Annotated in this window: 25 protein-coding genes and 2 pseudogenes; 15 read left to right on the forward strand and 12 right to left on the reverse strand. The window is 73.2% G+C overall.

The features are described from left to right. The first annotated feature begins 81 nt into the window (after positions 1 to 81). Positions 82 to 687 carry a hypothetical protein gene (locus ACZ6ZT_RS29135; protein ID WP_469723050.1) on the forward strand — a complete coding sequence of 202 codons (606 nt, stop codon included), beginning with the start codon at positions 82 to 84 and terminating at the stop codon, positions 685 to 687. 158 nt (positions 688 to 845) lie between these two features. Then, entirely contained in the window at positions 846 to 1,505 is a 660-nt protein-coding gene (locus tag ACZ6ZT_RS29140) for an AAA family ATPase (RefSeq protein WP_469723051.1), read from the forward strand. Between the two features lie 15 nt (positions 1,506 to 1,520). Here ACZ6ZT_RS29140 and ACZ6ZT_RS29145 read toward each other — a convergent pair whose 3' ends face one another. Next, positions 1,521 to 1,952: a GNAT family N-acetyltransferase gene (locus tag ACZ6ZT_RS29145; protein WP_469723052.1), complete on the reverse strand. Its 432-nt coding sequence runs from the start codon at positions 1,950 to 1,952 to the stop codon at positions 1,521 to 1,523. An 84-nt stretch (positions 1,953 to 2,036) separates the two neighbouring features. After that, complete coding sequence (locus ACZ6ZT_RS29150; protein ID WP_469723089.1) at positions 2,037 to 2,417, reverse strand: VOC family protein; 381 nt, start codon at positions 2,415 to 2,417, stop codon at positions 2,037 to 2,039. 97 nt (positions 2,418 to 2,514) lie between these two features. Here ACZ6ZT_RS29150 and ACZ6ZT_RS29155 point away from each other — a divergent pair, with 97 nt between their 5' ends. Together ACZ6ZT_RS29155 and ACZ6ZT_RS29160 are read left to right on the forward strand one after the other, a co-directional pair. Then, positions 2,515 to 3,555, forward strand: coding sequence for a helix-turn-helix transcriptional regulator (locus tag ACZ6ZT_RS29155; RefSeq protein WP_469723054.1), 1,041 nt, complete (start codon positions 2,515 to 2,517; stop codon positions 3,553 to 3,555). An 83-nt stretch (positions 3,556 to 3,638) separates the two neighbouring features. After that, complete coding sequence (locus ACZ6ZT_RS29160) at positions 3,639 to 4,181, forward strand: GNAT family N-acetyltransferase (RefSeq protein WP_469723055.1); 543 nt, start codon at positions 3,639 to 3,641, stop codon at positions 4,179 to 4,181. Positions 4,182 to 4,282: 101 nt separating this feature from the next. Here the strand turns inward: ACZ6ZT_RS29160 and ACZ6ZT_RS29165 are convergent. Then, positions 4,283 to 4,507, reverse strand: a pseudogene (locus ACZ6ZT_RS29165) (DUF3291 domain-containing protein); the annotation flags it as partial. Here ACZ6ZT_RS29165 and ACZ6ZT_RS29170 point away from each other — a divergent pair. The 3 genes from ACZ6ZT_RS29170 (at position 4,476) to ACZ6ZT_RS29180 (ending at position 6,465) form a co-directional block, all read left to right on the forward strand. Then, positions 4,476 to 4,796: a hypothetical protein gene (locus tag ACZ6ZT_RS29170; RefSeq protein ID WP_469723056.1), complete on the forward strand. Its 321-nt coding sequence runs from the start codon at positions 4,476 to 4,478 to the stop codon at positions 4,794 to 4,796. The pseudogene ACZ6ZT_RS29165 and the gene ACZ6ZT_RS29170 sit on opposite strands and share 32 nt — an antisense overlap. 246 nt (positions 4,797 to 5,042) lie before the next feature. Continuing rightward, positions 5,043 to 5,498 carry an STAS domain-containing protein gene (locus ACZ6ZT_RS29175; RefSeq protein WP_469723057.1) on the forward strand — a complete coding sequence of 152 codons (456 nt, stop codon included), beginning with the start codon at positions 5,043 to 5,045 and terminating at the stop codon, positions 5,496 to 5,498. A 73-nt stretch (positions 5,499 to 5,571) separates the two neighbouring features. Beyond that, positions 5,572 to 6,465: an NAD-dependent protein deacetylase gene (locus tag ACZ6ZT_RS29180; protein WP_469723058.1), complete on the forward strand. Its 894-nt coding sequence runs from the start codon at positions 5,572 to 5,574 to the stop codon at positions 6,463 to 6,465. A gap of 14 nt (positions 6,466 to 6,479) precedes the next feature. On the opposite strand, the gene ACZ6ZT_RS29185 is transcribed toward ACZ6ZT_RS29180, so the two are convergent. After that, complete coding sequence (locus ACZ6ZT_RS29185) at positions 6,480 to 6,872, reverse strand: YciI family protein (protein WP_469723059.1); 393 nt, start codon at positions 6,870 to 6,872, stop codon at positions 6,480 to 6,482. A 77-nt stretch (positions 6,873 to 6,949) separates the two neighbouring features. Beyond that, the gene (locus tag ACZ6ZT_RS29190; RefSeq protein ID WP_469723060.1) at positions 6,950 to 7,240 is read right to left on the reverse strand and encodes a DUF3253 domain-containing protein; all 291 of its coding nucleotides are present in this window, start codon (positions 7,238 to 7,240) and stop codon (positions 6,950 to 6,952) included. A gap of 318 nt (positions 7,241 to 7,558) precedes the next feature. On the opposite strand from ACZ6ZT_RS29190, the pseudogene ACZ6ZT_RS29195 reads away from it, so the two are divergent. Beyond that, positions 7,559 to 7,648, forward strand: a pseudogene (locus ACZ6ZT_RS29195) (LysR family transcriptional regulator); the annotation flags it as partial. 383 nt (positions 7,649 to 8,031) lie between these two features. Next, positions 8,032 to 9,447, forward strand: coding sequence for an FAD-dependent oxidoreductase (locus ACZ6ZT_RS29200; protein ID WP_469723061.1), 1,416 nt, complete (start codon positions 8,032 to 8,034; stop codon positions 9,445 to 9,447). A gap of 16 nt (positions 9,448 to 9,463) precedes the next feature. Here the strand turns inward: ACZ6ZT_RS29200 and ACZ6ZT_RS29205 are convergent, their stop codons facing one another. The 5 genes from ACZ6ZT_RS29205 to ACZ6ZT_RS29225 all read right to left on the reverse strand — a co-directional run bounded on the left by ACZ6ZT_RS29205 (position 9,464) and on the right by ACZ6ZT_RS29225 (position 14,191). Continuing rightward, complete coding sequence (locus ACZ6ZT_RS29205) at positions 9,464 to 10,321, reverse strand: DUF4190 domain-containing protein (RefSeq protein ID WP_469723062.1); 858 nt, start codon at positions 10,319 to 10,321, stop codon at positions 9,464 to 9,466. Between the two features lie 209 nt (positions 10,322 to 10,530). Further along, positions 10,531 to 10,890: a GDSL-type esterase/lipase family protein gene (locus tag ACZ6ZT_RS29210; protein ID WP_469723063.1), complete on the reverse strand. Its 360-nt coding sequence runs from the start codon at positions 10,888 to 10,890 to the stop codon at positions 10,531 to 10,533. A 628-nt stretch (positions 10,891 to 11,518) separates the two neighbouring features. Then, positions 11,519 to 12,130 (reverse strand): DJ-1/PfpI family protein, encoded by a 612-nt coding sequence (locus ACZ6ZT_RS29215; protein ID WP_469723064.1) that lies wholly within the window; start codon positions 12,128 to 12,130, stop codon positions 11,519 to 11,521. Between the two features lie 134 nt (positions 12,131 to 12,264). Further along, the gene (locus ACZ6ZT_RS29220; protein WP_469723065.1) at positions 12,265 to 12,909 is read right to left on the reverse strand and encodes a TetR/AcrR family transcriptional regulator; all 645 of its coding nucleotides are present in this window, start codon (positions 12,907 to 12,909) and stop codon (positions 12,265 to 12,267) included. A 79-nt stretch (positions 12,910 to 12,988) separates the two neighbouring features. Further along, positions 12,989 to 14,191 carry a cytochrome P450 family protein gene (locus tag ACZ6ZT_RS29225; RefSeq protein WP_469723091.1) on the reverse strand — a complete coding sequence of 401 codons (1,203 nt, stop codon included), beginning with the start codon at positions 14,189 to 14,191 and terminating at the stop codon, positions 12,989 to 12,991. A 420-nt stretch (positions 14,192 to 14,611) separates the two neighbouring features. On the opposite strand from ACZ6ZT_RS29225, the gene ACZ6ZT_RS29230 reads away from it, so the two are divergent. From ACZ6ZT_RS29230 to ACZ6ZT_RS29250, 5 genes are all read left to right on the forward strand, one after another. Next, the gene (locus ACZ6ZT_RS29230; RefSeq protein ID WP_469723066.1) at positions 14,612 to 15,643 is read left to right on the forward strand and encodes a serine hydrolase domain-containing protein; all 1,032 of its coding nucleotides are present in this window, start codon (positions 14,612 to 14,614) and stop codon (positions 15,641 to 15,643) included. A 55-nt stretch (positions 15,644 to 15,698) separates the two neighbouring features. After that, positions 15,699 to 16,871: a UDP-N-acetylglucosamine--N-acetylmuramyl-(pentapeptide) pyrophosphoryl-undecaprenol N-acetylglucosamine transferase gene (locus ACZ6ZT_RS29235; protein ID WP_469723067.1), complete on the forward strand. Its 1,173-nt coding sequence runs from the start codon at positions 15,699 to 15,701 to the stop codon at positions 16,869 to 16,871. Positions 16,872 to 17,008: 137 nt separating this feature from the next. Next, complete coding sequence (locus ACZ6ZT_RS29240) at positions 17,009 to 18,472, forward strand: sensor histidine kinase (RefSeq protein WP_469723069.1); 1,464 nt, start codon at positions 17,009 to 17,011, stop codon at positions 18,470 to 18,472. Further along, positions 18,436 to 19,092, forward strand: coding sequence for a response regulator transcription factor (locus tag ACZ6ZT_RS29245; RefSeq protein WP_469723070.1), 657 nt, complete (start codon positions 18,436 to 18,438; stop codon positions 19,090 to 19,092). Before ACZ6ZT_RS29240 ends, ACZ6ZT_RS29245 begins: the two co-directional genes overlap by 37 nt. 142 nt (positions 19,093 to 19,234) lie before the next feature. Further along, a complete protein-coding gene (locus ACZ6ZT_RS29250; RefSeq protein WP_469723072.1) occupies positions 19,235 to 19,921 on the forward strand; it encodes a VC0807 family protein in 687 nt (228 codons plus the stop codon). Between the two features lie 366 nt (positions 19,922 to 20,287). Here ACZ6ZT_RS29250 and ACZ6ZT_RS29255 read toward each other — a convergent pair whose 3' ends face one another. Both ACZ6ZT_RS29255 and ACZ6ZT_RS29260 read right to left on the reverse strand, forming a co-directional pair. Further along, positions 20,288 to 21,565 carry a ParB/RepB/Spo0J family partition protein gene (locus ACZ6ZT_RS29255; protein ID WP_469723073.1) on the reverse strand — a complete coding sequence of 426 codons (1,278 nt, stop codon included), beginning with the start codon at positions 21,563 to 21,565 and terminating at the stop codon, positions 20,288 to 20,290. Further along, on the reverse strand, positions 21,562 to 22,722 hold the full coding sequence (locus ACZ6ZT_RS29260) for a ParA family protein (protein WP_469723074.1): 1,161 nt from the start codon (positions 22,720 to 22,722) through the stop codon (positions 21,562 to 21,564). The genes ACZ6ZT_RS29255 and ACZ6ZT_RS29260 overlap by 4 nt, the downstream gene beginning before the upstream one ends. 152 nt (positions 22,723 to 22,874) lie before the next feature. Here ACZ6ZT_RS29260 and ACZ6ZT_RS29265 point away from each other — a divergent pair, with 152 nt between their 5' ends. Beyond that, a complete protein-coding gene (locus tag ACZ6ZT_RS29265) occupies positions 22,875 to 23,234 on the forward strand; it encodes a hypothetical protein (protein ID WP_469723075.1) in 360 nt (119 codons plus the stop codon). The last annotated feature ends 882 nt before the right edge of the window (positions 23,235 to 24,116 follow it).

Raw genomic sequence — 24,116 nt, forward strand, 5'->3', positions numbered from 1 at the left:
GACGGGTGCTCCCCGCGTACTCATGGGCGACTGAGTACGGGAGCGGTGCCGCGCGCCCGAACCGGCTGCTGGGATGGGCCCATGACGACGAAGCCCGCTCCCGCCCCGCGCCCCCGGTATCCCGCGCCGCCGCGCCCGCGTCGGCGCCGGCGCGGCGCCCGGGCGCTGGTCGCGGGCGGTGCGGTGCTGCTCGTGGCGGCGCTCACCCAGGGCTGTGCGAGCGGCCGGGTGATGTCGGAGACGGAGTTCCGCGCGCACCTGCGGCTGACCGAGGAGTCGGGCGAGGACGCGGTGCGACGGCTGGGAATGGACCCCTCGGCCATCGTGGACGGGCACGAGATGGCCAATGCCTCCTGCAAGGACGATCTGGGCCTCGACCCCGAGGGCGCCGGCCGCGATCAGCCGCGCGTCACCTGGGCGCCCGGCTTCGCGGACCGCGCCGCGTACGAGGCGGCCGTCGGCGAGTTGCGCGAGGCCTGGTCCGCCCGGGGCCTGAAGGTGACGGACCTACCGGCCCCGGCGGCGGGCGAGCGGGGAGCCGGCCTGCCGGGGGTCCGGACGACCGACGGCCACGGCATCACCCTGTCGCTGCGGCCCGACTGGTACTCGGGGGAGCCGGTGCTGACCGCCGACGGCGGGTGCGTCCGGCACGAGGGGTACGTCGGGTACGGGGAGGGGTGGAAGTGAGCACCCCGGAGTCCCCGGAGTCCCCGGAGTCCCCGGAGTCCCGGCCGTCCCGGCCGTCCCCGCCGTCCCTGCCGTCGCCGGCGCCGTCGGAGGCGATGGGTGGGTCACGTAGCCTCAGGGGCGTACCCGACCCAGCACCTCCGGACGGCCCGTCACCTGTGAGCACACCCCTCCGCACCGAACACCTCGCGCCCCGGGGCATCGTCGACCTGCGGGGCGGCGCGGCCGGGGAAGGTGCCGGCGACAGCGACGTCAGGCTGTCCTACCCGGCGAACGCGGCCGTCGTCGTCGCCGGGCTGCCCGGCAGCGGGAAGAGCACGCTGCTGCGCGCGTGGTCGGCCGCGGCCACCGTCCTCGATCCGCGGGCCACCCGTACCGCCTACGAGGCGCGGATGCCCGACTGGCTCCCGTACGCGGCCTACCGGCCCTGGGCGCGACTGGGCCACATGCGGCGGATACGGACCGAGATGCGGCTGCGCCGTCCCCTGCTCATCCACGACTGCGGCAGCAGGGCCTGGATGCGGCGGTGGCTCGCGCACACGGCGCACCGGTCCGGCCGGCCCCTGCACATGGTGGTCCTCGACGTCGGCCCGCAGGAGGCGCTGTCGGGCCAGCGCGCCCGCCGCCGGCTGGCCTCCCCGCGGGTCTTCCGGGTCCACCAGCGCGGCCTCGCGAAGCTGCTGGCCCGGCTCGGGGAGGACACCCCGGCCGCCGCCCGGGCCGCGGCCACCGGCATCGGCTCGGTGGTGCTGCTCGACCGCGCCCTGCGCGACCGCCGCGTCGTCTCGATACGGTTCGGCGCCGGCCGGAGCGATTGACCCCGGCCGCTCGGCTCACTGGGCGCCGAGGGTCATCCACCACTCGGGCTTCTCCAGTGGCGTGAAACCGACCTTGGCGTAGACCCCGTGCGCGTCGGCGGTGGCCAGCATGATGCGGCGCAGGCCGTACGGGGCCAGGTGGTCGCGCACGGCGGCGGCGAGCGCGGTGCCCAGCCCCTTGCCGCGCGCCTCGGGGGCTATGTACACGTCGCACAGCCAGGCGAAGTCCGCCAGGTCGGTCACGACGCGGGCGTAGCCGACCTGGCGGCCGGAAGCCCGCTCGTAGACACCGAAGTTGAGGGAACCCGCGATCGCCCGGTCCTGCTTCTCCCGGGAGCGGCCGCGGGCCCAGTACGCGTCCTCGGACAGCCATGCGTAGACGAGGGCGGGGTCGATCCGGGCGGGGTCGTCGGAGATCTCGTAACCGGCGGGAAGGGTGATGGTCATGGCCGTATCCAAACAGTTCCGGCCACGCACGGCCGCTGGATTTCCGCTGACCGCTCCCCCGGGCCGCTCCCCCGGCCGCCGTCCTCAGCGGGCGGCGGGGGTGAAGAAGTTGACGAGGTTGCCGTCCGGGTCGCGGAACAGCAGGGAGCGGTTGCCCCAGGGCAGGGTGGTGGGCCGCTCGTTGACGAAGTCGGTCACCGCGCCGCCGCGCAGGTCCTCGTACACGGCGTCCACGTCGTCCACGAGGAATTCGAGGATGACGCTGTCGTTCGCGGCCGGGCGGGCGGAGCCGGGGGCGAAGAGCGGGACGGTACGGGTGCTGCCGATGGCGAGGGTGGCGGAGGGGGTCCTGACTTCGGCGAAGTCCTCGGTGGACCAGGTGGCGGCCACGCCGGTGGCGCGCTCGTAGAAGGCGACGAGGCGGGCGACGTCGTCGGTGATGACGCGGACGGAGGCGAAGTTCACGGTCATGGTGGCTCCCTGGTTCGGTGCGGGCTGACCCACCGCACGCTACGGGCGATACCGGGCGGAACCCGCCCGGTATTCGCGAGAGACTTCGGCCATGGCCCGTCCCACCGCCCGCGTCCTGACCCTGCTGGAGCTCCTCCAGTCCGGGGGTGTCCGTACCGTCCCCGAGCTCGCCGGCCGGCTAGGTGTCGACGAACGCACCGTGCGGCGCTACGCGCGGCACCTGATCGAGCTCGACATCCCGGTCGAGTCGGTGCGCGGCCGCTACGGCGGCTACCGGCTCGGCCCCGGGTACCGGCTGCCGCCGCTCATGCTGAGCGACGACGAGGCGCTCGCCGTGCTGCTCGGGCTGGTCGCGGGCCGCCGGGCGAGCCTGACGGGAGCCACCGGGACGGCGAGCGAGACGGCGTCGGCCAAGATCCGGCGGGTGCTGCCCGAGCGGCTGCGCCACCGGCTCGACGCGGTGCTCGGCGCCCTCGCGTTCACGAACCGGCCCGGTGAGGCGACCGCCGCCCCGGATCCCGCCGTCCTCCTCCCGGTCGCCGACGCGGTGCACCACCACCGGCCCGTCGCGATCCGGTACACCGCCGGCGACGGCCGGCGCAGCGAGCGCACCGTGCACCCGTACGGGGTCGTCGCCCACGCCGGCCGGTGGTACGTGACGGCCGCGGACCCCGCCGCGGGCGGCGACCGCACCTTCCGGCTGGACCGCATCACGGGCGTACGGCTCCTGCCCGGGTCGTTCGCACCGCCCGCCGGGGCCGATCCGGCCGAGCGCGTCCTGACGGGGATCGCCACGGCCGCGCACCACCGGCACGAGGTGAGCCTGCGGGTCCGGGGAACGGCCGAGGAGATCCGCACCCGGCTGCCGGCGGGCCTCGCGGTCGTCGTACGGGAACTCCCGCCGATGGAAGCCGAAGGCGGCGGGGCGGAGGCGGAGGTTGACGCCGACCCCCACCCCGGCCCCTGGTGTCGTGCCGAGTTGCGGGCGGAGCGGCTCGACTGGCTGCCCGCCGTACTCGCCTCCCTGGACCGCCCCTTCGTCATCGAGCACCCGCCGGAACTCCGCGGCCTGGTGGAGGCCTTCGCCGCCCGTCTCGCCCGCTGCGCCCGGCGGACCCCGCCGTCCGCGTGAGGGCGCCCGCGCCCGCGCCGGCGGGCGCGGCTAACCTGCCTCGTCGGCGTAAGACAGCAGGCCAGGCCATGGAGGTCCTCAGCATGAACAGCACAACGGCGTCGTTCCCCGAGCGGATGGAACTCTCGGGAGAGGGTCTCGTCCTGCGCGACTGGACCGAGGCGGACCTGGCCGCGATGCCGGAACTCTTCGACCACCCCGACATCGCGTACTGGACCCCGATCGTCTCCCCCTTCGACGACGCGGCCGCCCTCGCGCGCCTCGCGCGGGACCGGCAGCTGCGCAAGGAGGGCACGGCGATCCTGCTCGCCATCACCGTGGACGGCGGCGCTCCGCTCGGTGAGGTGATGCTGCGGCGTGCCCCCGAGGGGACCGAGATCGGTTACGCGGTCGGCCCGGCCCACCGGGGGCAGGGGCTGGCGGTGCGCGCGGTGCGGGTGATGGCCGCGTACGCCTTCGGGGAACTGGGCGCGGAGCAGGTGATCCTGGAGCTGGAGCCCGAGAACGCCGCGAGTGTGGCCGTCGCCACCAAGGCGGGCTTCCGGCTGCTCGACGTACCGCTGATCACCGGCGAGGAGAAGGGGCGCCCCTTCAGCCTCCAGACCTGGGGCCTCGACCGCTCCTGACGTCCGCCGCCGCCCGGCCGGCGGCGGCCCGCGGCGGCCTGCGGCGGCCCGCTCCGGCGGTGCCGGGCGGCCTCGGCGGCGGTGTGGGGCGCGGCGAAGGTGAACGCGTACGGGGACGGCCCGTGCCCGCGCAGCGCCGCCAGCCGCTCCAACGCCTCCTCCACGGCGGGCACGTGGCCGACGGGCACCCACCAGAGCACGAGGTGCGCCGCGACGTGCCGCGGCCCCGAGACCGCGCGGCGTGACGCGCGCCGGTCCGCCCCGCGGGACGGTGGCCGCTCGTAGGCTCGGTCCGTGCACGAGAACGAGATCAAGCTCAAGGCCATCGGCGCGCTGACCGCCCTGCGCGGGGACGTCGAGGAGGGCCTCGTCGCCGAACTCCTCGAAGAGGTGATCCCCGACCGGTTCCTGGTCCCCGCCGAAGCCGCCGCGGAGGAGGTCGGGGGCGCCGTCCTCGATCAGCTGTCCGTGCCGTTGAGCGCCCTGGTCAGCGGTTTCATCGCCGCCTTCGCGGCGGTCGCCACCGCGTACGACGCGACGGGCTCGGCTCCCGGCACCGACGAGATCCTCCAGGAACTGGCCCTGCACCTGGCCCGGGAGGAGAACGAGGACTGACCCGCCAAGGAGACGTGGCGCGGCGGGGAGACCCGCAAGGCGTCCTCCCGGAACACCGCCCCGCGCGCCCTCGCCGCCGCCCGCCCGGGGGTCTGATCCGAGCCCGTCACCGGGAGCCCGCCCGCGCCCCCGGCCCGCCGCGCCGCGCCGCGCGTACGGGGTAGCGGGGAACGCCCCGTCCGGCACGCGAAAATGGAAGGCTTCGGCCCCCGCGCAGCCGCCGGGCCGCGAACAGCAGGGAGCACCGTGACGTCATCGTTCACCACCGAGGCCGAGCGCCGCGGCAACACCGTACTGATCAGCTTCATCGGCGACCTGGACTCGGCCGCCGCGCCGGCCGTCTACGACGTACTGCCGGTCCTCGCGACCGACCTCGGGGCCGACGCCCTCATGCTCGACCTGCACCAGGTCTCGTACATGGACACTCCGGGGCTGCTCCTGCTTCTGGACCTGCACCGGCGGGCCGAATGCCTCGGCCTGCGGGTGCTGGCCGTCGGCTGGCGCGAACAGCCCCAGCAGCTCATGGCCACCGTCGCGGGCATCCGCGGGCGCGGCTCCTGCACGGGTGAGCGCTACGCCCTCGCCGGCTTCCGGCGCCTGATCGAATCCCGTGCCGAACACGCCACCGCCACGGCCGCCGCCACCGCGTCCCCGGCCACCGTCATGGCAACCGCCGCCGAGCCGCACATGTGGTCGCGCTGACCGTGGGCGGTCGCCGCCCCCGGCGGGCCGCGGGGCCGGGCCGCCGGGCCCGGTCGTTGCGTACCCTGGCGGCATGCGGATGCGGCCGACTCTGAGCTGGACGCCGACCGGGGACCCGCGGCCTGGTACCGCCGATGCGGGGCCGGTCGCCGATGCCCTGCGCGGCGGCGGTGTGCTGGTGCTCAGCGGGGCGGGGATCTCCACCGAGTCGGGGATCCCCGATTACCGGGGCAAGGGCGGCAGCCTGAGCCGGCACACCCCGATGACGTACCAGGAGTTCACCGCCGGCGCCCAGGCCCGGCGCCGGTACTGGGCGCGCAGTCACCTCGGCTGGCGCACCTTCGGCCGGGCCCGGCCGAACGCCGGGCACCGGGCCGTGGCGGCGTTCGGGCGGCACGGGCTGCTCTCCGGCGTCATCACGCAGAACGTCGACGGGCTGCACCAGGCGGCGGGCAGCGAGGGCGTGGTGGAACTCCACGGCAGCCTGGACCGGGTCGTCTGCCTCTCCTGCGGCGCCTCCTCCGGCCGCCGGGAGCTCGCCCTGCGGCTGGCGGAGGCCAACCCCGGCTTCGCGCCGGTCGCCGCCGCGCTGAACCCGGACGGTGACGCCGACCTCACCGATGCGCAGGTGGGCGACTTCCGCGTGGTGCCGTGCTCGCGGTGCGGCGGGGTGCTCAAGCCGGACGTGGTGTTCTTCGGCGAATCCGTGCCGCCGGGGCGGGTCGAGCAGTGCCGGTCGCTGGTCGCCGGGGCCGCGTCCCTGCTGGTCCTGGGCTCCTCGCTGACGGTGATGTCCGGGCTGCGGTTCGTCCGCGAGGCGGCCCGCGCGGGGAAACCCGTACTCATCGTCAACCACGACCCGACCCGCGGCGACCAGCACGCCCTGGCCCGGGTCGCGCTGCCGCTGGGGCCGACCCTCACCGCGCTCGCCGAGCGGCTGGACATCCCGCTCGTTGACGGGGGCTGAAAGGGCGCGTCGCGTCAGGCCTGCGGCGGCCCCTCGGGGATCAGGTGCACCTCGACCGGGTCGCTGCCGGGCTCGCCGCCGGGGCCGGGGCAGGCCGACGCCCGGGCGGCGATCTCCAGGGCCCGCTCCTCGCTCTTGACGTCGACCACCCAGTACCCGGCGAGGATGCGGTCGTCCGCGGCCGGCCCGTCGGTCACCTGCGGCCGTCCGTCGCTCCCCGCGCGCACCGTCTTGACCTGCGAGGGACCGCCGAGGCCCCGGCCCTCCACCCATTCCCCGGCGGAGGTGAGGTCGTCGTTGAGGGCTCCCATGTGGGCGAACATGGCTTGCATGTCGTCCTTGGAGTACGCGTTCATGACGGCGTCCCACTCGGCTGCCGGGACGTTCAACTGGATCATGTACTTCATGTTGTTCCTCACCCTTCCGGGGCTGACGAGGGCCAGCGCAGGCTTACGGAAGGGCAGACCGTCCGGCGCCGCGAAACTCATCGGTCGCGGCGGATCCGCGTACGGATACGGATGCGGATCGGCCCCCGGGCCGTCTCCGGATCGACGGGCCGGCCGCCCTGGGTGATGTCCACCTCGCCGGCCCCGACCAGCCGCCGGGCCGCGCGCCGGGCCGGTTCCATGAGCGCGCGCCAGCCGTCGTCGTCCCCGGCGTACACCGCCCGCGCGGCGTCGGAGGGGCAGATCGTCGCGTCCGGCCCGCGGCGCTCCAGCAGTTCCAGGATGGCCCGCTCCAGGCGCCGCTCCGTCTGCCGCTCGCTGTCCGTCACCCCGCCAGTGTCGCCCCGGCGGCGCCGCCCCGCCCGCCGCCCGCGCCCGCTACCAGGGCACGTCCCCGCCCCGGTGATCGAGGAACCGCAGACCGGGCTGCCCCCGGTGGCGCTCCATGGTGTCCACCACCCCGGGCACGCTCTCCTCCACCCTGAGCTCGGCCCCGGGTCCACCGAGGTCCGTACGTACTCAGCCCGGGTTCATCAGGAGCAGCGTCCAGCCGTCCCCGGCCTCGGCCCGGCGGGCGGCGTAGCACCGCATCAGCTGGTTGAGCGCGGCCTCGGAGGCCCGGTAGAGGTCCTGTCCGCCCTCCGGACCTGGACCTGCGCAAGCTCCGCTACTTCGTCGCGGCGGCCGAGCACCGGCAGTTCGGCCGGGCGGCGCGGGAGCTGTTCATCGCGCAGCCGGCCTGCCCGTGACGCATCCGCTGGCGGGCCGCCGTACCCTCACGTTCCGACCTCGACGCGAGCCGATCCTCGACGCCCGCAAGCGGCGTACCTCGCCCTGGACGAGAAGTTGGAGCTCATCGCCTCCGGGCAGGGGATCTCGCTCGTCCCGCTCAGCGTCGCGGGCTCGTACTCGCGCGCCGACCTCGTCTATCTGCCGGTCACCGACGCACCGCCCGTCGAGACCTGCCTGGCGGTGCCGGCGACCGCCTGTGCGGGCCCGTCGCGACCGCCACCCTGCGCGGGCCCGCCGGGGACCCGGACACGGTGCCGGGTACCCGGCCGGGACCGTGAAGATCATCGGCTTGTAGGCTCGTGCCGCAACACGACGCGAGGGGGATGCGGTGGCGCGGGTTGCGGTGGTCGGTGGGGGCATCAGCGGGCTGGGGACGGCGCTCATGCTCGGCCGGCGGAGTCATGCGGTCGTACTGTTCGAACAAGACCGGCGGCAGGCCGGTGAGGACGTGGAGCGGGACTTCTTCGACTGGAACCGGCCCCGGACACCGCAGGCCGTCCAGCCCCACTCGTTCCTCGCGCCGGTGCGGACCGTGCTGCGGGCCGAAGTACCGGACGTGTACGAGGACTTGCTGGCGCGCGGGGCCCGGGAGTACCACGACTTCGACTGGTTCGGCGAGCATCCCCCGCACCGGGACGGTGACGAGGAGCTGGTGACCCTGCGCACGCGCCGCATCGTGCTGGAGGCCGCCCTGGCGGCGGCCGTGCGGCGGGAGCCCGCCGTCGAGGTGCGGCGCGGCTGCCGGGTGGACGGCCTCGCCTTCGGCTCCGACTTCGGCTCCGACTCCGGCTCCGACTTCGACTTCGCCGAGGGGAGCCCCGTCCGGGTCACCGGTGTTCGGGCGGGCGGGGAGACGTGCGGGGCGGACCTCGTGGTCGACGCGGCCGGACGCCGCTCGCCGGTGCCCGGCTGGCTGGCCGTGGCCGGCTGCCGTCCGCCCGTGGTGGAGAGCCACCGCACCGGGATCGCGTACCTGTGCCGCTGGTACCGCCTGCGCGGCGACGGCCCCCGTGACCCCGGGCGGGTGAAGACGGGCTCGTCGGCGCCGTTCGCGCTGGCCGGGGTCTTCCCGTCCGACAACGACTCCTTCGCGCTGCACCTCGTGGTCTCCACGGGCGATCCGACGCGCGGCGCGCTCACCGACCCCGTCGTGTTCGAGGCCGCCGCCCGCGCCTTCCCCGCCACGGCCGCCTGGCTGGATCTGGACCCCGAACCGCGGTCGCCCGTCCTGGCGATGGCCGGCCTGGACAACCGCTGGGTCTCCCTCGCCGACGACGCCGGGCCCGTCGTCACCGGCCTGGTCAACCTCGGGGACAGCCTGATGCACACGAATCCGACCCTGGGGCACGGCGTGGCCCTCGGACTGCGCTCCGCCCAGCACCTCGCCGCCCACGCCGACCGGATCGCCGCGGACCCCACCGGCTACCACGCCTGGACGGCGCGGGCCCTGCGGCCGTGGTACGACGCCCAGGTGGCCGCCGACCGCGGCAACGAGCAGCGCCTCACCGGCGGCGCCCCGCCCGTGGACCGGCGGGCCGCCGCCCTGGGCGCCTGCGCCTTCGAGGACCCGGTCGTCATGCGGGCCCGCGCCCAGGTGCGCCATCTCCTGCGGCCGGCCCCGGACGCGTACGGCGCCGACGAGGTGGACGAAGCCGTCACCGCCTGGCTGGAGGCCCGCCCGGACTTCACGCCCGCCCACGACGGCCCGACGCGGGAACGGTGGGAGGCCCTCATCCAGGGCTAGCCCGGTGTGGTGGCGGTCAGGGGGTGGCGGTGGTGCGGGCCGAGCCGGTGCTCGCGCCGCTGGGGTCGCCGAGGAAGCAGGTGACCGTGCGGTCGCCGAGGGTCCAGGTGGCCGCCTGCGGGAAGTAGTAGTACAGCTCCAGCTTCTTCGAGATCTTGGCGGGGTCGTTGCCCACGTAGTCGGTGAGCAGCGTGCCGCCGCACTTCTCCTCGGCCAGCGCGCCGACCTTCTCGGATCCGGGGTACGGCCCGCCCGGCAGGTCGAAGACGGCGTACGTCTCCCCCTCGTGGGACTGGTCACAGGGCACGACGCGGACCGACTGCGAGGCCTTGCCGCTGCCGTCGTCGTGGAACTGCGACAGGTCGCCGTCGGTGTTGAAGCAGTCCCCCGCGCGCATGTCGTCGACCTTGCTGGAGCCCGAGCCGGTGACCTGGCCGCTGGTGTCGCGCTTGGGCGACGAGTTGGGCAGCCCGCCGGTGATCCCGAGGACCAGCACGAGGGCGTACAAGCAGATGGTCAGGCCGTGGATGACGATCGCCGCGATGGCGAAGCCCTTGCCCTGCTCGCCACGGGAGCGGATCTGGGAGAGGGCGACGATGCCGAGGATCAGCGGCACCAGGGGTATCGCGCAGAGGATCGACATGACGAACGCCACGATGGCCAGCACGTTGGTCTTGCGCGGCGGCGCCATGGGCGGTGCGTACCAGCCCTGCTGGCCGGCGGGCGGCACGGGCTGACCCGGCTGACCCGGCTGACCCGGCTGCGGGTACCCGTACCCGGGCTGGCCCGGCTGCCCCTGCGGCCCGGGCTGCGGGTACCCGTACGGCTGTCCGTACGGCTGCTGGGGCTGCTGCGGTGGCGGGGGTGTGGACATACGCGTGGCGCTCCTTGCTCAACAGGTGGATCCGCAGCCGGCGACCGGGCGGTGAGACCGTGATCGCGGGGGCGGCGTCTGATGGTCGCACGGCACTCGGACAACTGAGCGAGGGGGCGGCGGGACGGAGGCGGCGCCAGGTGGCGCCAGGCCTGTTAAACCCCCTCAGAAGGCGCCAAGGCCCCCGCCAGCCGCCCCGCCAACCACCCTCAGTCGGTCAACCGCAGCCAGGCCGCCGTGAGTGCGGCGTGGCCGGCCTGCGTCGGGTGGACACCGTCCTCCGCCCAGTGCTCCGGGCCGGCCGTCGCGGCGCGCTCGGCGAACATGCCGTCGGCGGCGAGCAGATGCGCGCCGTACGTGCGGGCGAGCCCGCGCACCACCTGGATCTTCGGGTCCAGATCGGTACGCCATCGCGCGCGTTCCGTCTTACCGATGAGCGCGGCACCGGCCTCGACGACACCGCTGACCGGCAGGAGGAACGGCTCGATGAGGATCAGCCGCGTGCCCGCCGCGGCGAGCGGCGCGAGCAGCCGCTCGTAGCCCGCTTCGAACTCCTCCGGGGAGATCACGTACCCGCGCGCACCGCGCGCCCCCACTGAGCCTCGTGTGCCTCAACGCGCGGCAGGCGCACGCCAGTTGGTGGGCCTCAGATGGTCAGTGGGCGGGGCTACCGTCGAGACTGTGCCCGATCGGGCCTGCTCTCTCCGCTCCTCCCCGACTGCTCTGAGGAACCGCTGATGGCACATGTCCGTGGTCACCGCCGAAAGAACGGCTCCTACGTCCGGCCGCACACGCGTCGTACCAAGGGCGCGGCCGGTGCCGCGCGTCCGGCGGTGCCGCGCCCTCGGGGGGCACCGGGAGCGACGACGAACGTGCGGGCTCATGTCCGCAACGGCACCCGCGTACGGGCCCACTCCCGTCGGATCGGTCCGGCGGCCGTGGCGGGCGGGGGCGGGATCCTGCTGCTTCTGATCGTGGTGTTGGTGGCGCTCTTCGGCGGCGGCAGTGATGTCTCGACGCCGACGGGCACGGCGCCCACTTCCGAGGCCACAGCAAGCGCGCCGCGGTAACTGCCCGGACATGCCCGCCGCGGCCAGCCGCTCGGCGGCCGCCCGGGCCGCCGGCCAGTACGGTCCGCCGCTCGTCGACCGACAGTTCCGTCAGTACCCGGTGCCCGGCCGGGGGCCGGTGGGAGGGTCAGCGCAGGGCGGGCTCGGGGGTGCGGAGGGCGCGGAGGGTGCGGGCTACCGTTTCCTCGTTCTCGCCGATCGGGGAGACGTAGTCGATGACGCCCCGCGCGGCGTCCTCGCCGAGCGTGCGGGTGATCACCCATGCGCCGAGGTACTGGGACGCCAGGCAGCCGCCCGCCGTGGCGATGTTGCCCTCGGCGTGGAACGGCGCGTCCAGCACGGTGATGTCGCAGGCCTCGACGTAGGGCCGGCTCATCGGGTCCGTACACGCCGGCATGCCGTTCAGCAGCCCGAGCCGGGCGAGCACGAGCGCGCCGGAGCACTGGGCGCCGATCAACTGCCGCGTGGGGTCGAGGGTCAGCCGGGAGATCAGCCGGTCGTCGGCGACCACGTCGCGCGTCTTGACCCCGCTGCCGATCAGCACGACGTCGGCCTCGGCCACGAACTCCATCGGGCGCTGCCCGCTCACCTCGACGCCGTTCATCGACGTGACCACCGGCGTCGGCGTCGTGATGAAGGCCTCCAGGCCGTCCTTGCGGCACCGGTTGATCAGCGCGGAGGCGATGAAGCTGTCGAGTTCGTTGAACCCGTCGAAGGTCACTACGGCCACCTGCGTCATCACACTGCTCCTTGAGCCTTGAGCGTTCAGTCCTTGGGTCCTGGCGCTTCGTACGGCGTCAGGTCCCCAGACTCTCCCGTGGACGATCACCGGACGAGGGCCAATCCGGGACCGTTGGCCTACCTCCCTCCGCCTCAGGTCTGGCGGTGGGGGCCGAGGTCCTGGAGGACGGCGGACAGGGTCCGGGGGCTGGGGGCCGGGGCGGGGAGGGCGGTGGGAGGACGGGTGGCGGCGCGCAAGCCGTCCAGGAACAAGGTCAGTTGGCGGCGCCAGGCGTGGGCGGGCGCGGCGGCCGCGAGGGAGGGTACGGAGCGGCCGAGCGTGGCCAGGCCCAGGAGCAGGTCCTCGACGGTGACGTCGGGGCGCATCGCGCCGTGCCGCTGGGCGCGGTCCATCAGGGCGGCGAGGGTGGCGCGGTTGTGGGCGTGGACGGCGTCGAGGGAGGTCACGCCCTCGATGGCGGTGGTCATCAGGTCGTTGGCGCCGCGGTCGGCGGCCAGCACCGTGAAGACCGCCTCCAGGTAACGGGCGAGGCCCGCCCAGGGGTCCGCCGCCCGCCGGGCCTCCTCCCCGGCGTCGACGGTTCCCTGGAGGGCGTCCCGGAACACCGCGTCGATCAGGGCGGCGCGGGTGGGGAAGTGCCGGTACAGGGTGGCGTTGCCGACGCCGGCCCGGCGGGCGATCTCGTCGAGCGGGACCTCCAGGCCCTGGGCGGCGAAGGACGTGCGCGCGGCGGCCAGGAGCAGCTCACGGTTGCGCTGCGCGTCACGCCGTACCAAGGTCCGCTCCTCGTGTCGCCGGTGACCGGCCTACGTGCGCTCGTACCGGGGATCGTTGTCCGGTACGGATGGTAGTGCCTTACGCGGGGAGCCGCCGCGACCACCGTACGGGGAGGGCCGCCACGCCCCGGAGCATGGCCCCGGGACGGCGTACGAGGGCTTCCGGGGCGATGGCGAGGGCGAGGTCCGGCAGCCGCCGCAGCAGTGTCTCCACGGCGATCCGGCCCTCGACACGGGCGAGCGGCGCCCCCAGGCAGTGGTGGACGCCGTGGCCGAACCCGAGGTGGCCGTGGGCGGGGCGGCGGATGTCGAAGCGGTCGGGGTCGGGGAAGTGTCCGGGGTCCCGGGAGGCGGCGGCCAGGGAGAGCAGCACGCTGTCCCCCGCCGGGACGCGGACCCCGGCGATCTCCACGGGTTCGGCGGCGTACCGGAACGCGGCGGCGGTGACGGGCCCGTCGTAGCGGAGCACCTCCTCGACGGCGCCGTCGATCAGGCGCGGGTCGGCCCGCAGCGCGGCGAGCTGGCCGGGGTGGCGCAGCAGGGCCAGGACCGCGCTGGAGACGAGGTTGACGGTGGTCTCGTGTCCCGCGACGAGCAGGAGGAAGGCCATGCCGAGCAGTTCCTCGGCGGAGAGGCCGTCCTCCGTGGCCGACGCCCGGACCAGGGCGCTCATCAGGTCCGGGCCGGGGTCACCGGCCTTGGCGGCGATGAGCGCGGTGAAGTACGCGCTCATCTCGCCGGCGGCGGCGCCCGCCGCTGCGGGTGAGGACGGCGCCACGAGCTCGGTCGACCAGGCGTGGAAGTGGTGCCGGTCGGCGAGGGGAACGCCGAGCAGCTCGCAGATCACGGTCAGCGGCAACGGCAGGGCGTAGCGGCCGACCAGGTCGGCGGTGCCGGCCGACGGGAGGGCGTCGAGGAGGGTGTCGGCGATCCGCTGGACGCGCGGCCGCATCGCGTCGACGCGCCCGGCGGTGAACTCGCGGGCGACCAGGGCGCGCAGGCGGGTGTGGTGCGGGGCGTCGGTCTGCAGCATGTTGAGCCCGATGGCGTGGCCGCCGTCGCTCTGCCAGGTCGCGGAGTGCCGTATGTCGTTGCGCAGCCGGGGGTCCGTCAGGGCGGCGCGCACCTCGTCACGTCCGAGGACGAGCCAGACGTCACCGGTCCCGGGCACGTGGACGCGGTGCACGAGGGCCTTCTCGCGCAGCGCGGCGTAGACGGGGTACGGGTCGGCGGTGTAGTCGGCCCCGTCGGGGGCGAGTTGTTCGAGCGTCGGGGCGGGCATGGCGGGCATGGCGGTTCCCTTCCTCCTCTTCGGATCCATGAAGTGGGGAGTGCTCCCCACTTCATGGGCAGAACGCTATCCCGGACACGCGACACGGGGACATGGGAAACGGGAAACGAGACGGGAAACGGGAAACGCGAAAGGCCCCGGTCTCCTTCTTCAGGAGGCCGGGGCCCTTCTTGTCTTGATCGAGCGCTGGGCAGGCCTTGCACCTGCATCCCCCCACGGGAAGTGGGGTGTCTTTCCTTGGACCACCAACGCGAGTCCCACCGCCGGGGTTCCCGGCCGTGCGAACAAGGTCAACAATAGCGCATGATCTCGGGTGGTTCCCCACGCCCCGCCCCCGCGAGCCGCCAGGGTTCCGCCGTCCGGCCCCGCCACGCTGGGAGCCGACACCGCCACCGTCCCGGAGGGCCGCTCATGACGTTCACCAGCGCCGACCTGACCCGACTGCACGAGGCGCTCGACGCGGTCGTGGCCGACGGGGCCACGCCCGGCGGCGTGGTCGTCGGTGGCACCGTCGACGAACAGCCCGCCGTGCTGTCGGCGGGGACCGTCGCCCCGGAGCTCGGCGACGTCCCCCCGGACGACACCACCGTCTACGACATCGCCAGCCTCACCAAGGTGGTCTCCGTCTGGCCGCTGGTGGGGCAGGCGGTCGACGCCGGGCTGCTCGATCTGGACGCGCCCGTGCGGGAGTTCCTGCCCGCCCTCGCCGGCGCGGCTCCCAGCGGTGAGGCGACCGTACGGCAACTCCTCACGCACACCGGCGGGCTTCGGGCCTCGACCCGGCTGGACCGGTACCGGGGCGCGGACGCCCCGCTGCACGAGCTGCTCTGCCGGGAACCGCTCGAAAGCGCCCCCGGCGAGCACCGGTACATCAACCGCGGGTACATCCTGCTCGGCCTGGCGCTGGCCCACGTCCACGCCCGGCCGCTGACCGACCTGGGCGCGGAGCTGTGGCGCGGGCTGGGCATGACGTCCACCTCGTACGGCCCGGTCGGCCGCGGCCCGGGCGTCGCGCCGACCGAGCGGCGCCTGCCGGGGGCCCCGCGGATCTGGGGGTCGGCGCACGACGAGAACGCGGCGCTGATGGGCGGAGTCGCCGGGCACGCCGGGGTGTTCTCCACCCCGGCGGACCTGGCCGCGTACGCCCGGTTCCTGCTGACCGCGTACCAGGGGCTGGTGGACGGCCACCTCGGCGAGTGGCTGCGCACCAGCCTCACCCCGTACGCCGCCGTCGAACCCGGGCTCGACCGGGGCCTGTCGTGGATCGTCGCCCCGGGCGCGGGGGTGGCCTTCCATCACGGCTGGACCGGCACGAGCATGTACCTGTCCCCCGCTACCGGCCGCTACCTGGTGATCTGCACGAACGCGGTCTACCACGGCGCCGCCCGGAAGCGCATCGCGCCGCTGCGGGCCCTCGCGCTGAAGACGATCTCCGCCACCTGACCCGGGAGGATCCCGTCCTCGGGGGCCGCGCACCCGGGTGGGTAGGGTGGGGCGCGTGGACACTCCCTCGCTCCCGCGTTCCTTCCGGCTGCTCGTCACCGGTGGAGGAACTGGCGGTCACACCTATCCGGCCCTCACCGCGATCCGTACCCTCCAGGGCCGGCTCGCGGCCACCGGCGGCACGCTCGACGTCCTGTGGATCGGGACCGCGGACGGTCTCGAAGCCCGGATCGCCCCGGCTGAGGGCATCGCGTTCAAGACGGTGGCCACGGGCAAGATCCGCCGCTCGTCGAATCCCCTCAAGATGCTGTCCGCCGCGAACGTGAAGGACATGGCGCGGGTGCCGCTCGGCGTGGCGCAGGCGCGGGCCATCGTGTCCGAGTTCCAGCCGGACGTGGTCCTCGCGACGGGCGGGTACGTGGCGGTGCCGGCCGGCCTGGCCGCACGGCTGTGCAAGCGGCCGCTGGTCCTGCACGAGCAGACGGTGCGGCTGGGCCTGGCCAACCGGAAGCTGGCGAGCTCGGCGACGCGCATCGCGGTGTCCTCGGAGTCCTCGCTGGAGCTGCTGCCGGCCGAGGTGCGCGACCGCGCGGTGGTCACGGGCAACCCGGTGCGGCCCGAGGTGCTCTCCGGCCACCCGGACAAGGCGGTGCAGACGCTGGCGCTGTACGGGTTCGACCGGCGGCTGCCGACGGTGTACGTGACCGGTGGCGCGCAGGGCGCCCAGCAGATCAACGGCGTCGTACGGGACGTGCTCCCGTGGCTGCTGAGCCACGCGAACGTGATCCACCAGTGCGGCCCGGCCAACGTGGACGAGCTCCGCGCCGCCGCCGCGTCCCTGGACCCGGTCCTCGCCGGGCGCTACCACCTGACGGGCTTCGTCGGCCCGGAGCTGCCGGACGTGCTGGCGCTGGCCGACGTCATCATCTCCCGCAGCGGCGCCGGCACGCTGGCGGAGGTCACCGCGCTGGGCAAGCCGGCCGTGTTCGTCCCCCTGGCGACGTCGGCGGGGAACGAGCAGGCGCACAACGCGAAGCACCTGGCGGACGCGGGAGCGGCGGTCGCCCTGCTCGGCGAGGTCACGCCGCAGGCACTCGGGGAGGCGGTCGGCCCGCTGCTGACCGATGCCGCGCTGCGGACGTCGATGGCCCAGCGTGCGCGGGCGTACGGCAGGCCGGACGCGGCGGACCGGCTGGTGGACGTACTGCTGTCGGCGGCGAACGGCTGACCCCTCCCCCGGACCTCCGCGACCGGGCTCGATGCGGGTCGAACGGAGTCGAACGGGCGTGCCAGACTGGCCGGGTGCTTGATCCACCTGGCCGGGAAGAACGACGTGGGGCGCCGACCGGACCGGTCGGCGCCGCCATGAGGTTGCGAGCTCACGCGATGGCGCCGCTGCGCGGACTGGCGCGGGTGTTGTTGGGACTGGTCGGCCTGTTGGCCCTGGTGCCCACCCTGGTCACGGTCGTCGCCGGCGCGACGGGCGTGCTGGGCAGGCGCCTTCGGCTGCTGGGCGCCGGAATCCTGTTGTCGCTGCTGTCGGTGGCCGGTGCCGTGCTCGCCGCCGCACAGGTGGTGGCGCTCGTACTCGGACTCTGCACCGGCCTGGTGGGCCTCTTCCCGAAGGCCGTGGAACTGAGCCACCGCTTCGTGACGCTGTACCGGCGGCTGGCCGGGGAATGGGTCGGCGTGGAGATCCCGGTGCCCTACCTCGCCGCGCCGGAGCCGGTCCAGCGCGGGGCGGACGGCTACTACCAGTACGGGCGGCGGCTGTACCGGTCTCCTTACCTGGTACGGCAGTTGCAGCTGATGCGGCACGCGCTGACCGATCCGGCGGTGTGGCGCGACCTGGTGTGGCTGGCGGTGGGTCCAGTGGCGGCCGCGGCGCTGCTGGCGGCACCGCTGGCCGTGGTGGGGTTCTCGCTGTTCGGGCTGGTGCTGCCGGGCCTGCTGGACATGCTGACGGGCGGCGGCGCGGCCCCCTACACCTTCTGGGACGAGGCGTTGCGGCAGCTGCCGGCAACGCGGGCGCTCCCCGGCGTCCCGTGGGCCGCGGTCCTGGTGGGCACGGCGCTGGGGGCGGCGGCGGCCTGGGCGGCCCCGTACACGCTGCGGGCGCACACCCGGCTCGGGCTGCTCCTACTGCGACCGACCCGGCACGCCCAACTGGCCCGGCGGGTGCAGCGGTTGACCGAGACTCGCGCGGATGCCACCGGGGTGCAGGCCGCCGAACTGCGCCGGATCGAGCGGGACCTGCACGACGGGGCCCAGGTGAGCCTGGTGGCCATCGGGATGACGCTGCGTGTGGTCGAGCGGCGGCTCGGCGACGAGGCGCCGGAACTGCGCGAGCTGGTGGCCGAGGCGCGCCGGCAGTCATCGACGGCGCTGAAGCAACTACGGGACCTGGTGCGCGGGATCCATCCGCCGGTGCTCGCGGAGCGCGGCGTGGGCGACGCGGTACGGGCGGTGGCGCTGGACTGCCCGCTGGACGTCGAGGTGACGGTGGACGTGCCGGGGCGGCCGGAGGCACCGGTGGAGGCATGCGCGTACTTCGCGGTGTGCGAGGTCCTCGCCAACGCCGCCAAGCACGCGGGGGCTTCCCGGGTGCGCATCGACCTGCGGCACTCCGACGGGGTGCTGCGGATGACGGTGACCGACGACGGCCGTGGCGGAGCCGACCTCGCCAAGGGCACGGGCCTCCAAGGCGTGCGCCAGCGGCTGGGTACATTCGACGGAGATTTGTTCGTGAGCAGCCCGGTGGGCGGCCCGACCACAGTGACGATGGAGCTGCCATGCGTGTTGTCCTCGCCGAGGACCAGTACCTCCTGAGGGAGGGGATGGTGCGGCTCCTGGAGTCGTACGACTTCGAGGTCGTCGCGGCCGTCGACAACGGACCCGGGCTGTCGCGGGCGTTGCTGGAGCACCGGCCCGACGTGGCGGTGGTGGACGTGCGGCTGCCGCCGACCTTCACCGACGAGGGCCTCCAGGCGGCGCTCGCCACGCGCCGGGAGATGCCCGGGCTGCCGGTATTGGTGCTGTCGCAGCACGTGGAGCAGTTGTACGCGCGCGAGCTGCTGGCGGACGGGCGGGGCGGGATCGGGTACCTGCTCAAGGACCGGGTCTTCAGCGACGAGGAGTTCGTCGACGCGCTGCGCCGGGTGGCGGGCGGCGGGACCGCGATGGATCCCGAGGTGATCTCCAAGCTGGTGGCGCGGGGCGAACGCGGGCCGATGTCCTCGCTGACGTCGCGCGAGCTCCAGGTGCTGGGGCTGATGGCGGAGGGCCGGTCCAACGCGGGCATCTCCGAGGAGCTGCACCTCAGCGACAGCGCCGTCAGCAAACACTCGGCGAACATCTTCACCAAGCTGGGGCTGGCACAGGACAGCAGCGACAACCGGCGGGTCCTGGCCGTCCTGGCCTACCTGCACGCGAGCCCGACACCCCTCTGAGGCCGCCCCTCGAGGTGGAGTTTTCTGCACTCCGGATGTGCTCACAGCTCCCTTACGACGCCCTTGTCCGCGCCGTAGCGTCATGGGGGTGAGGGCGGCCGGGCAGGAGCCGGGCGGGGCGAGCGACGGGAAACATACGGTGATGACGGCGGAGCGGCAGCAGCGGACGAACGCACAGCGGGCCGAGGAACGGCAGCCGGCCACCACGGCCGCGCGGGACGCGACGGACCCGAAGGCGGCGCTGCTACGCACCGCGCTCATGGACGTCGGCATACCGCTCGGCCTGTACTACGGGCTCCGGGCCGCCGGCCTGGGCCAGTGGCTCTCCCTCCTGATCAGCGGCGCCCTGCCGCTGGCTCAGCTGATCCACAAGATGGCCACCGAGCGCCGCGTCGCCGCCGTCACCCTCTTCACCCTCAGCGTCATGGCATGCGGCACCGCCATCACCCTCGTCACCGGCGACGCCCGGCTGCTGCTGGCTCGCGAGAGCTACCTGACGGGCCTGCTCGGCCTCTGGATGATCGGCACCCTGTTCGCGGAGCGGCCCTTCATGTTCACCACGATGGTCAAGATGCTGCCCGAGGAAACCGCCCGCACCTGGCACTCCAACTGGGAGCAGCACCCCCGCTTCCGCAGCGTGATGCGCGGGATGTCGGTCGCCTGGGGCGCGGCTTTCCTACTCGACTCCGCAGCCCGCATCGTCATGGCGTACACCCTGCCCGTCGACCTCGTCCCGGTGCTCTCGGTGATCCTGCTGGTGGGCATGCTGATGACCATCGTCAAGGCCAGCAAGTCCTACGGCCGCCGCATCATGACGAACCTCGCCTGACCCGCCACCCCCACTCCCCCGACTTTTGTCCGCGGACAAAAGTCCGCGCCCCAATGGACCCTCCGGACGACACCGAGGACAGCCCGACCTTTGTCCGCGGACAAAGGTCCCGCACCTGAACAACCCCTCCGGCGGCCACCGAGAGCAGCCTGACTTTTGTCCGCGGACAAGGATCCGGGGCTGACGCACTGGCACCGAGAGACAAGAGGTCGCCCGATCTTTGTCCGCGGACAAAAGTCTGGGGACTGCCGAGAGTCCCCCACGCGGTCGCTCCAGCCGTGTGAAGGCGGTCCGACTTTTGTCCGTGGACAAGAGTCGGGCCCCACCGCAGGATGCGGTGGGGCCTCGGACGGGGTCGGGGCGCGGCTAAGCGTGTCGGTTGTTCTCGATCAGGAGCATCGTCAGCTCGGTCCGGTGTTTCGGTGACATGTTGGCCCAGATCGCTTCGTACACCGCCTTCGGGTCCTGCCACGGAACGGAAGAGGCGCCCGGCCTTCCCTGCGGGGGGATCACACCTTCCGGCTCCCGTTCCCGTTCCGGTTCCCGCTCCTGCCCCTGAACCGGCTCGGCGGCCGAAGCCGCTACCGGCACCGGAGCCGGAGTCGAAGCCTCCACCGGCGTAGGCGTAGGCGTAGCAGTCACTGCGGGCTCGGACATCAACGGCATGGGCTGCCGCTCCCGACTTTTGTCCGCGGACAAAAGTCGGGCCGACTCCGGGGCCCGCTGCGGACTCGGTTCCGGACGCGGCTGCGGCTGCGGCGCAGGCCCCGCTACCGGCTCGGAGACCGGAGCCGGGGTCGGGACCGGAACCGGTGCCACTCCCCCGGTCAGCCCCGGCACCACCGGCTCCTGCGCGTGCCGCAGGATCTCCCGCTGCGCCGCCTTCGCCTCCGCCTCCTGCTGCTTGTTCCGCTGGAGGAACTCCAGCAGTTCGGCCGCATTCGCCCCCGGCCGGTCCTTCGCCGTACGCGCCAGCAGCCGCCCGTCCCGCTCGGGCAGTTCGCCGGAGCTCAGCAGGACCTGGATCTCCTCGGGCAGCTCCAGCAGCACCAGCTGGTTCGTGACCCAGGACGGGGAACGCCCCAGCCGCTCGGCGGCCCGGGACTTGGCCCCGTGCTCACGCCCTTCACCGGCGCAGGTGTCGACCAGCTGCTGCACACCCCGCGCCCGCTCGATGACGTCGAAGTCCTCGCGCTCCAGGTTCTCGGCGAGGAGGTGGTCGATGAAGTCGGTCCGAGAGGCGGCGAGGTCGTCGCGGACGACGAAGTCGAGGGACTCCAGCCCCACGTGCACGGCGCTGCGGAATCGCCGCTCGCCGTTGATCAGGACATGCGTGGCGTCACCGATCCGCGCCTCGTGGTCGGGCCACAACCCGAGGTACGCCGCACGCCCCACCGCGACACACGCCGACAGCTGCGCCTGCCGCAGCTCCTCACCGAAGCGGGTCTTCTCCTCGTCCGTACCGAAGTTGCGGCGCGGGTTGAGGGGGGTGGGGGAGACCTGGTCGAGGGGGATCCGGACCAGTTCGTACGCCGGAACGTCGCCCTGTGCCACGGCCTTGGCCCGCCCCCGCTCGCTGCGCCCGCCGGCCCGGCGGGCGTTGCTGAAGGCGGCCCCGGTACCCAGGAGGTCGCTCTTGCTCATGCCGTGATCCTCCGGGCGATCTCGCGCATGGCCTCGGACTGCTCGCACTCCGGGGCGTAGTGCAACAGGGGCAGCTTCACGCGTACGGCCTCCCGCTGCTCCTTCAGGTCGGCGATGACGGTGATGACGGGCGGGTCGCCGAACTCCTTCCAGCTGTGGAGGGAGGAGGTGACGACGAAGCCCTTGCGGCTGTCGTAGAGGTTCACGACGAAACCGAGCTGGGCGATCTCGATGTCGAGGTCGTCGATGAGGTCTTCGAGCTGCTCGCTGAGCATGTCGTAGGCGTCGGCGGAGGTGTCCTCGGCCTGCACGGGAACGATGATGCCGGAGCTCTTGGCGGGCTCGCCGTCCCGGCTGCGGGCGTAGTAGAGCGCCGTGTCCATGGTGTAGCCGAGGCTGGGCGGGCAGTCGACGACGATGTAGTCGAACTCCTTCTCCAGCTCTTCGAGCGCCTTCTCCAGGGCGGTCTCCTTGGTCCGGACGTGGCGGGTCGTGGCCAGCCGGGCGTCGAGCAGGAACGCGTCCTTGCAGGAGGGGAGGAGGAACAGGCGTCCGGCGAAGACCCCGTGCTCGATGGGGACGAGGAGGTCGCGGACCCGGCCCTCGATCTCACCGAGCATGTGCTTGGCGAGGCTGGGCTCCTTGATGGAGAGCATTTCCGCACCGAGGTGGCGCGTCAGGTGCCCCTGGGGGTCGAAGTCGATGACGCACACACGGGCGCCCGTTTCGGCCAGGGCCTGGGAGACACCGTTGCTGATGGCACTCTTGCCGACACCGCCCTTCTGGTTGCAGACGACGATCCGGCGGGCCCCTTCACTGGCGGGACGCCGACGGCCGACGGGGGAGGGGTGGGTGTCGAGCCACAGCCGGATCGACTGGGCGACGCCCTGGTTGTACGGGATCTCCCGTACGCGGCAATCCTCCTTGAACTCCCCGTACAGACCGGTGGGGAGGTAGGTGGAGAACGAGGAGGCACCGGAGGTGTCCACCGTGGTGGCCGCCGAGGCGTCGTCGCGCCAGGCGCGGATCCCCTCGGTGACGGCGTCCTGGATGTCCACGCCCAACTGGGCCGCACGGACCTTGAGTTCTTGCCTGAGGGACGCCGGCAGCTTGGCGACTACCTTTTCCCTGATTTCCGGATCGTATGGGGCGCTCATGCGGGTACCTTACTAACCTTCCCTCCGAAAGGCGAAGAGGCACACCGCAGACACGGTGAGCGGATTTGCCAGAAGTTGCCCTGAAAGCACCCCACCTGAGGGCGCCCCCACCTGGCCCCCGCAGTTTCGGCGGCGCCTGGCATAGTCGGGGGATGGAACGTGTCGCACCGGAGCCGGGTGGTGAAGTGCCGTCCGCCGGCCTCCTCCGGAGGCTCAACTCTCTTTTGGAGCGGTGGAGCGGATTGGTGGACGACGTGGAAGAGGGCTACGGGTGGTCGGCCCCGGAGCTCTTCAACGATCTGGAGTGCCGCACTGCGTTGGCCCGCGTCTGGTCGCTGTTGCCACCATCCGTCCGTACTGCCCGGCACGCTGAACTGGACGAGCTCGACCACAGGTTCTGTCGCGCCACGGTGAGCTGGCCGGGGCGGGATGATCATGAAGGGCAATGGTGGCTTTCGCGGGTGCCACGGCGGCTCGAAGCGGAGAGCGGTCAGCGCACCGCGCACGGCTAGCCCCTGGGGTGGGACGTCCTGGCGTTTCCGAAGCCGGAGGCGGTCGAGATCAGTGACTAGCGAACAGCGCGTCTGATATCGGTCGGCGGCAGGTCCCTCACCGCCGAAAGGGGGAGCTCGGCGCTTGTTGACCATGATCAAAATCCCTGTGCGGCCCGCTGACGCCCTCTCAGGTGCAGAAAGGTCATATCGCACCAGGGCCACCCGGCTCGGGGCTCTGAGGCGCCATTCTGGCGGTCGATTTTCGGCTGTCCTAGGCGAAATCGCCCTTGATGGGGCCTGGGAGCCGGACCAGCGTCCGTCAGATCCCACCAGTCCGAGTGAGGGCGCCTTGGGCCGGTAGCTCCTCAGCCCTGGCGGGCTTGCGGTGCCCCGCCGGGGTGGCCGGCCATCGTTGGCGGCCGCGGGCCGGACGTGGTGTGGATTTGGAAATGTGGCTGAGGCTTGAGGTGGTGCGGGTGGCCACTGGCCGTGCTCATGCATCGGACCGCGCATCGGGGCTCGCGTTCGGTGGTGCGGGTGCGAACAGGCTCAGTAGAAGGAGCGGCAGCATTGGGTGACCCAGCCGTCGGATCTCCTCGCCACACCGACACATCGGCGGCGCGGGCACACCGCGCGCAGCTCCGCACATGTCGCAGACCAGGGGACCGAGTGCCCGAACCCGCCCGGATCAGGGTGCTCTTGTATAAGAGCGCGGCCTGTTTTCAGGCCGCTGACCTGCATGTTTGCCGTGACCTATGTGTTCCCCAGGACACATTTCGCTGTCCCAAGTGTGTACCTGGCGGGCACATTTGGCGGAAAAATCAAGCAGCCGTGTAGTTTTGCGAGCCGCCCACTCGCCTCGCATCGCCGCAGGTCAGAGACTTGGGCGGAAGCGCTCAA

It is taken from the genome of Streptomyces sp. NPDC102258, assembly GCF_055584685.1.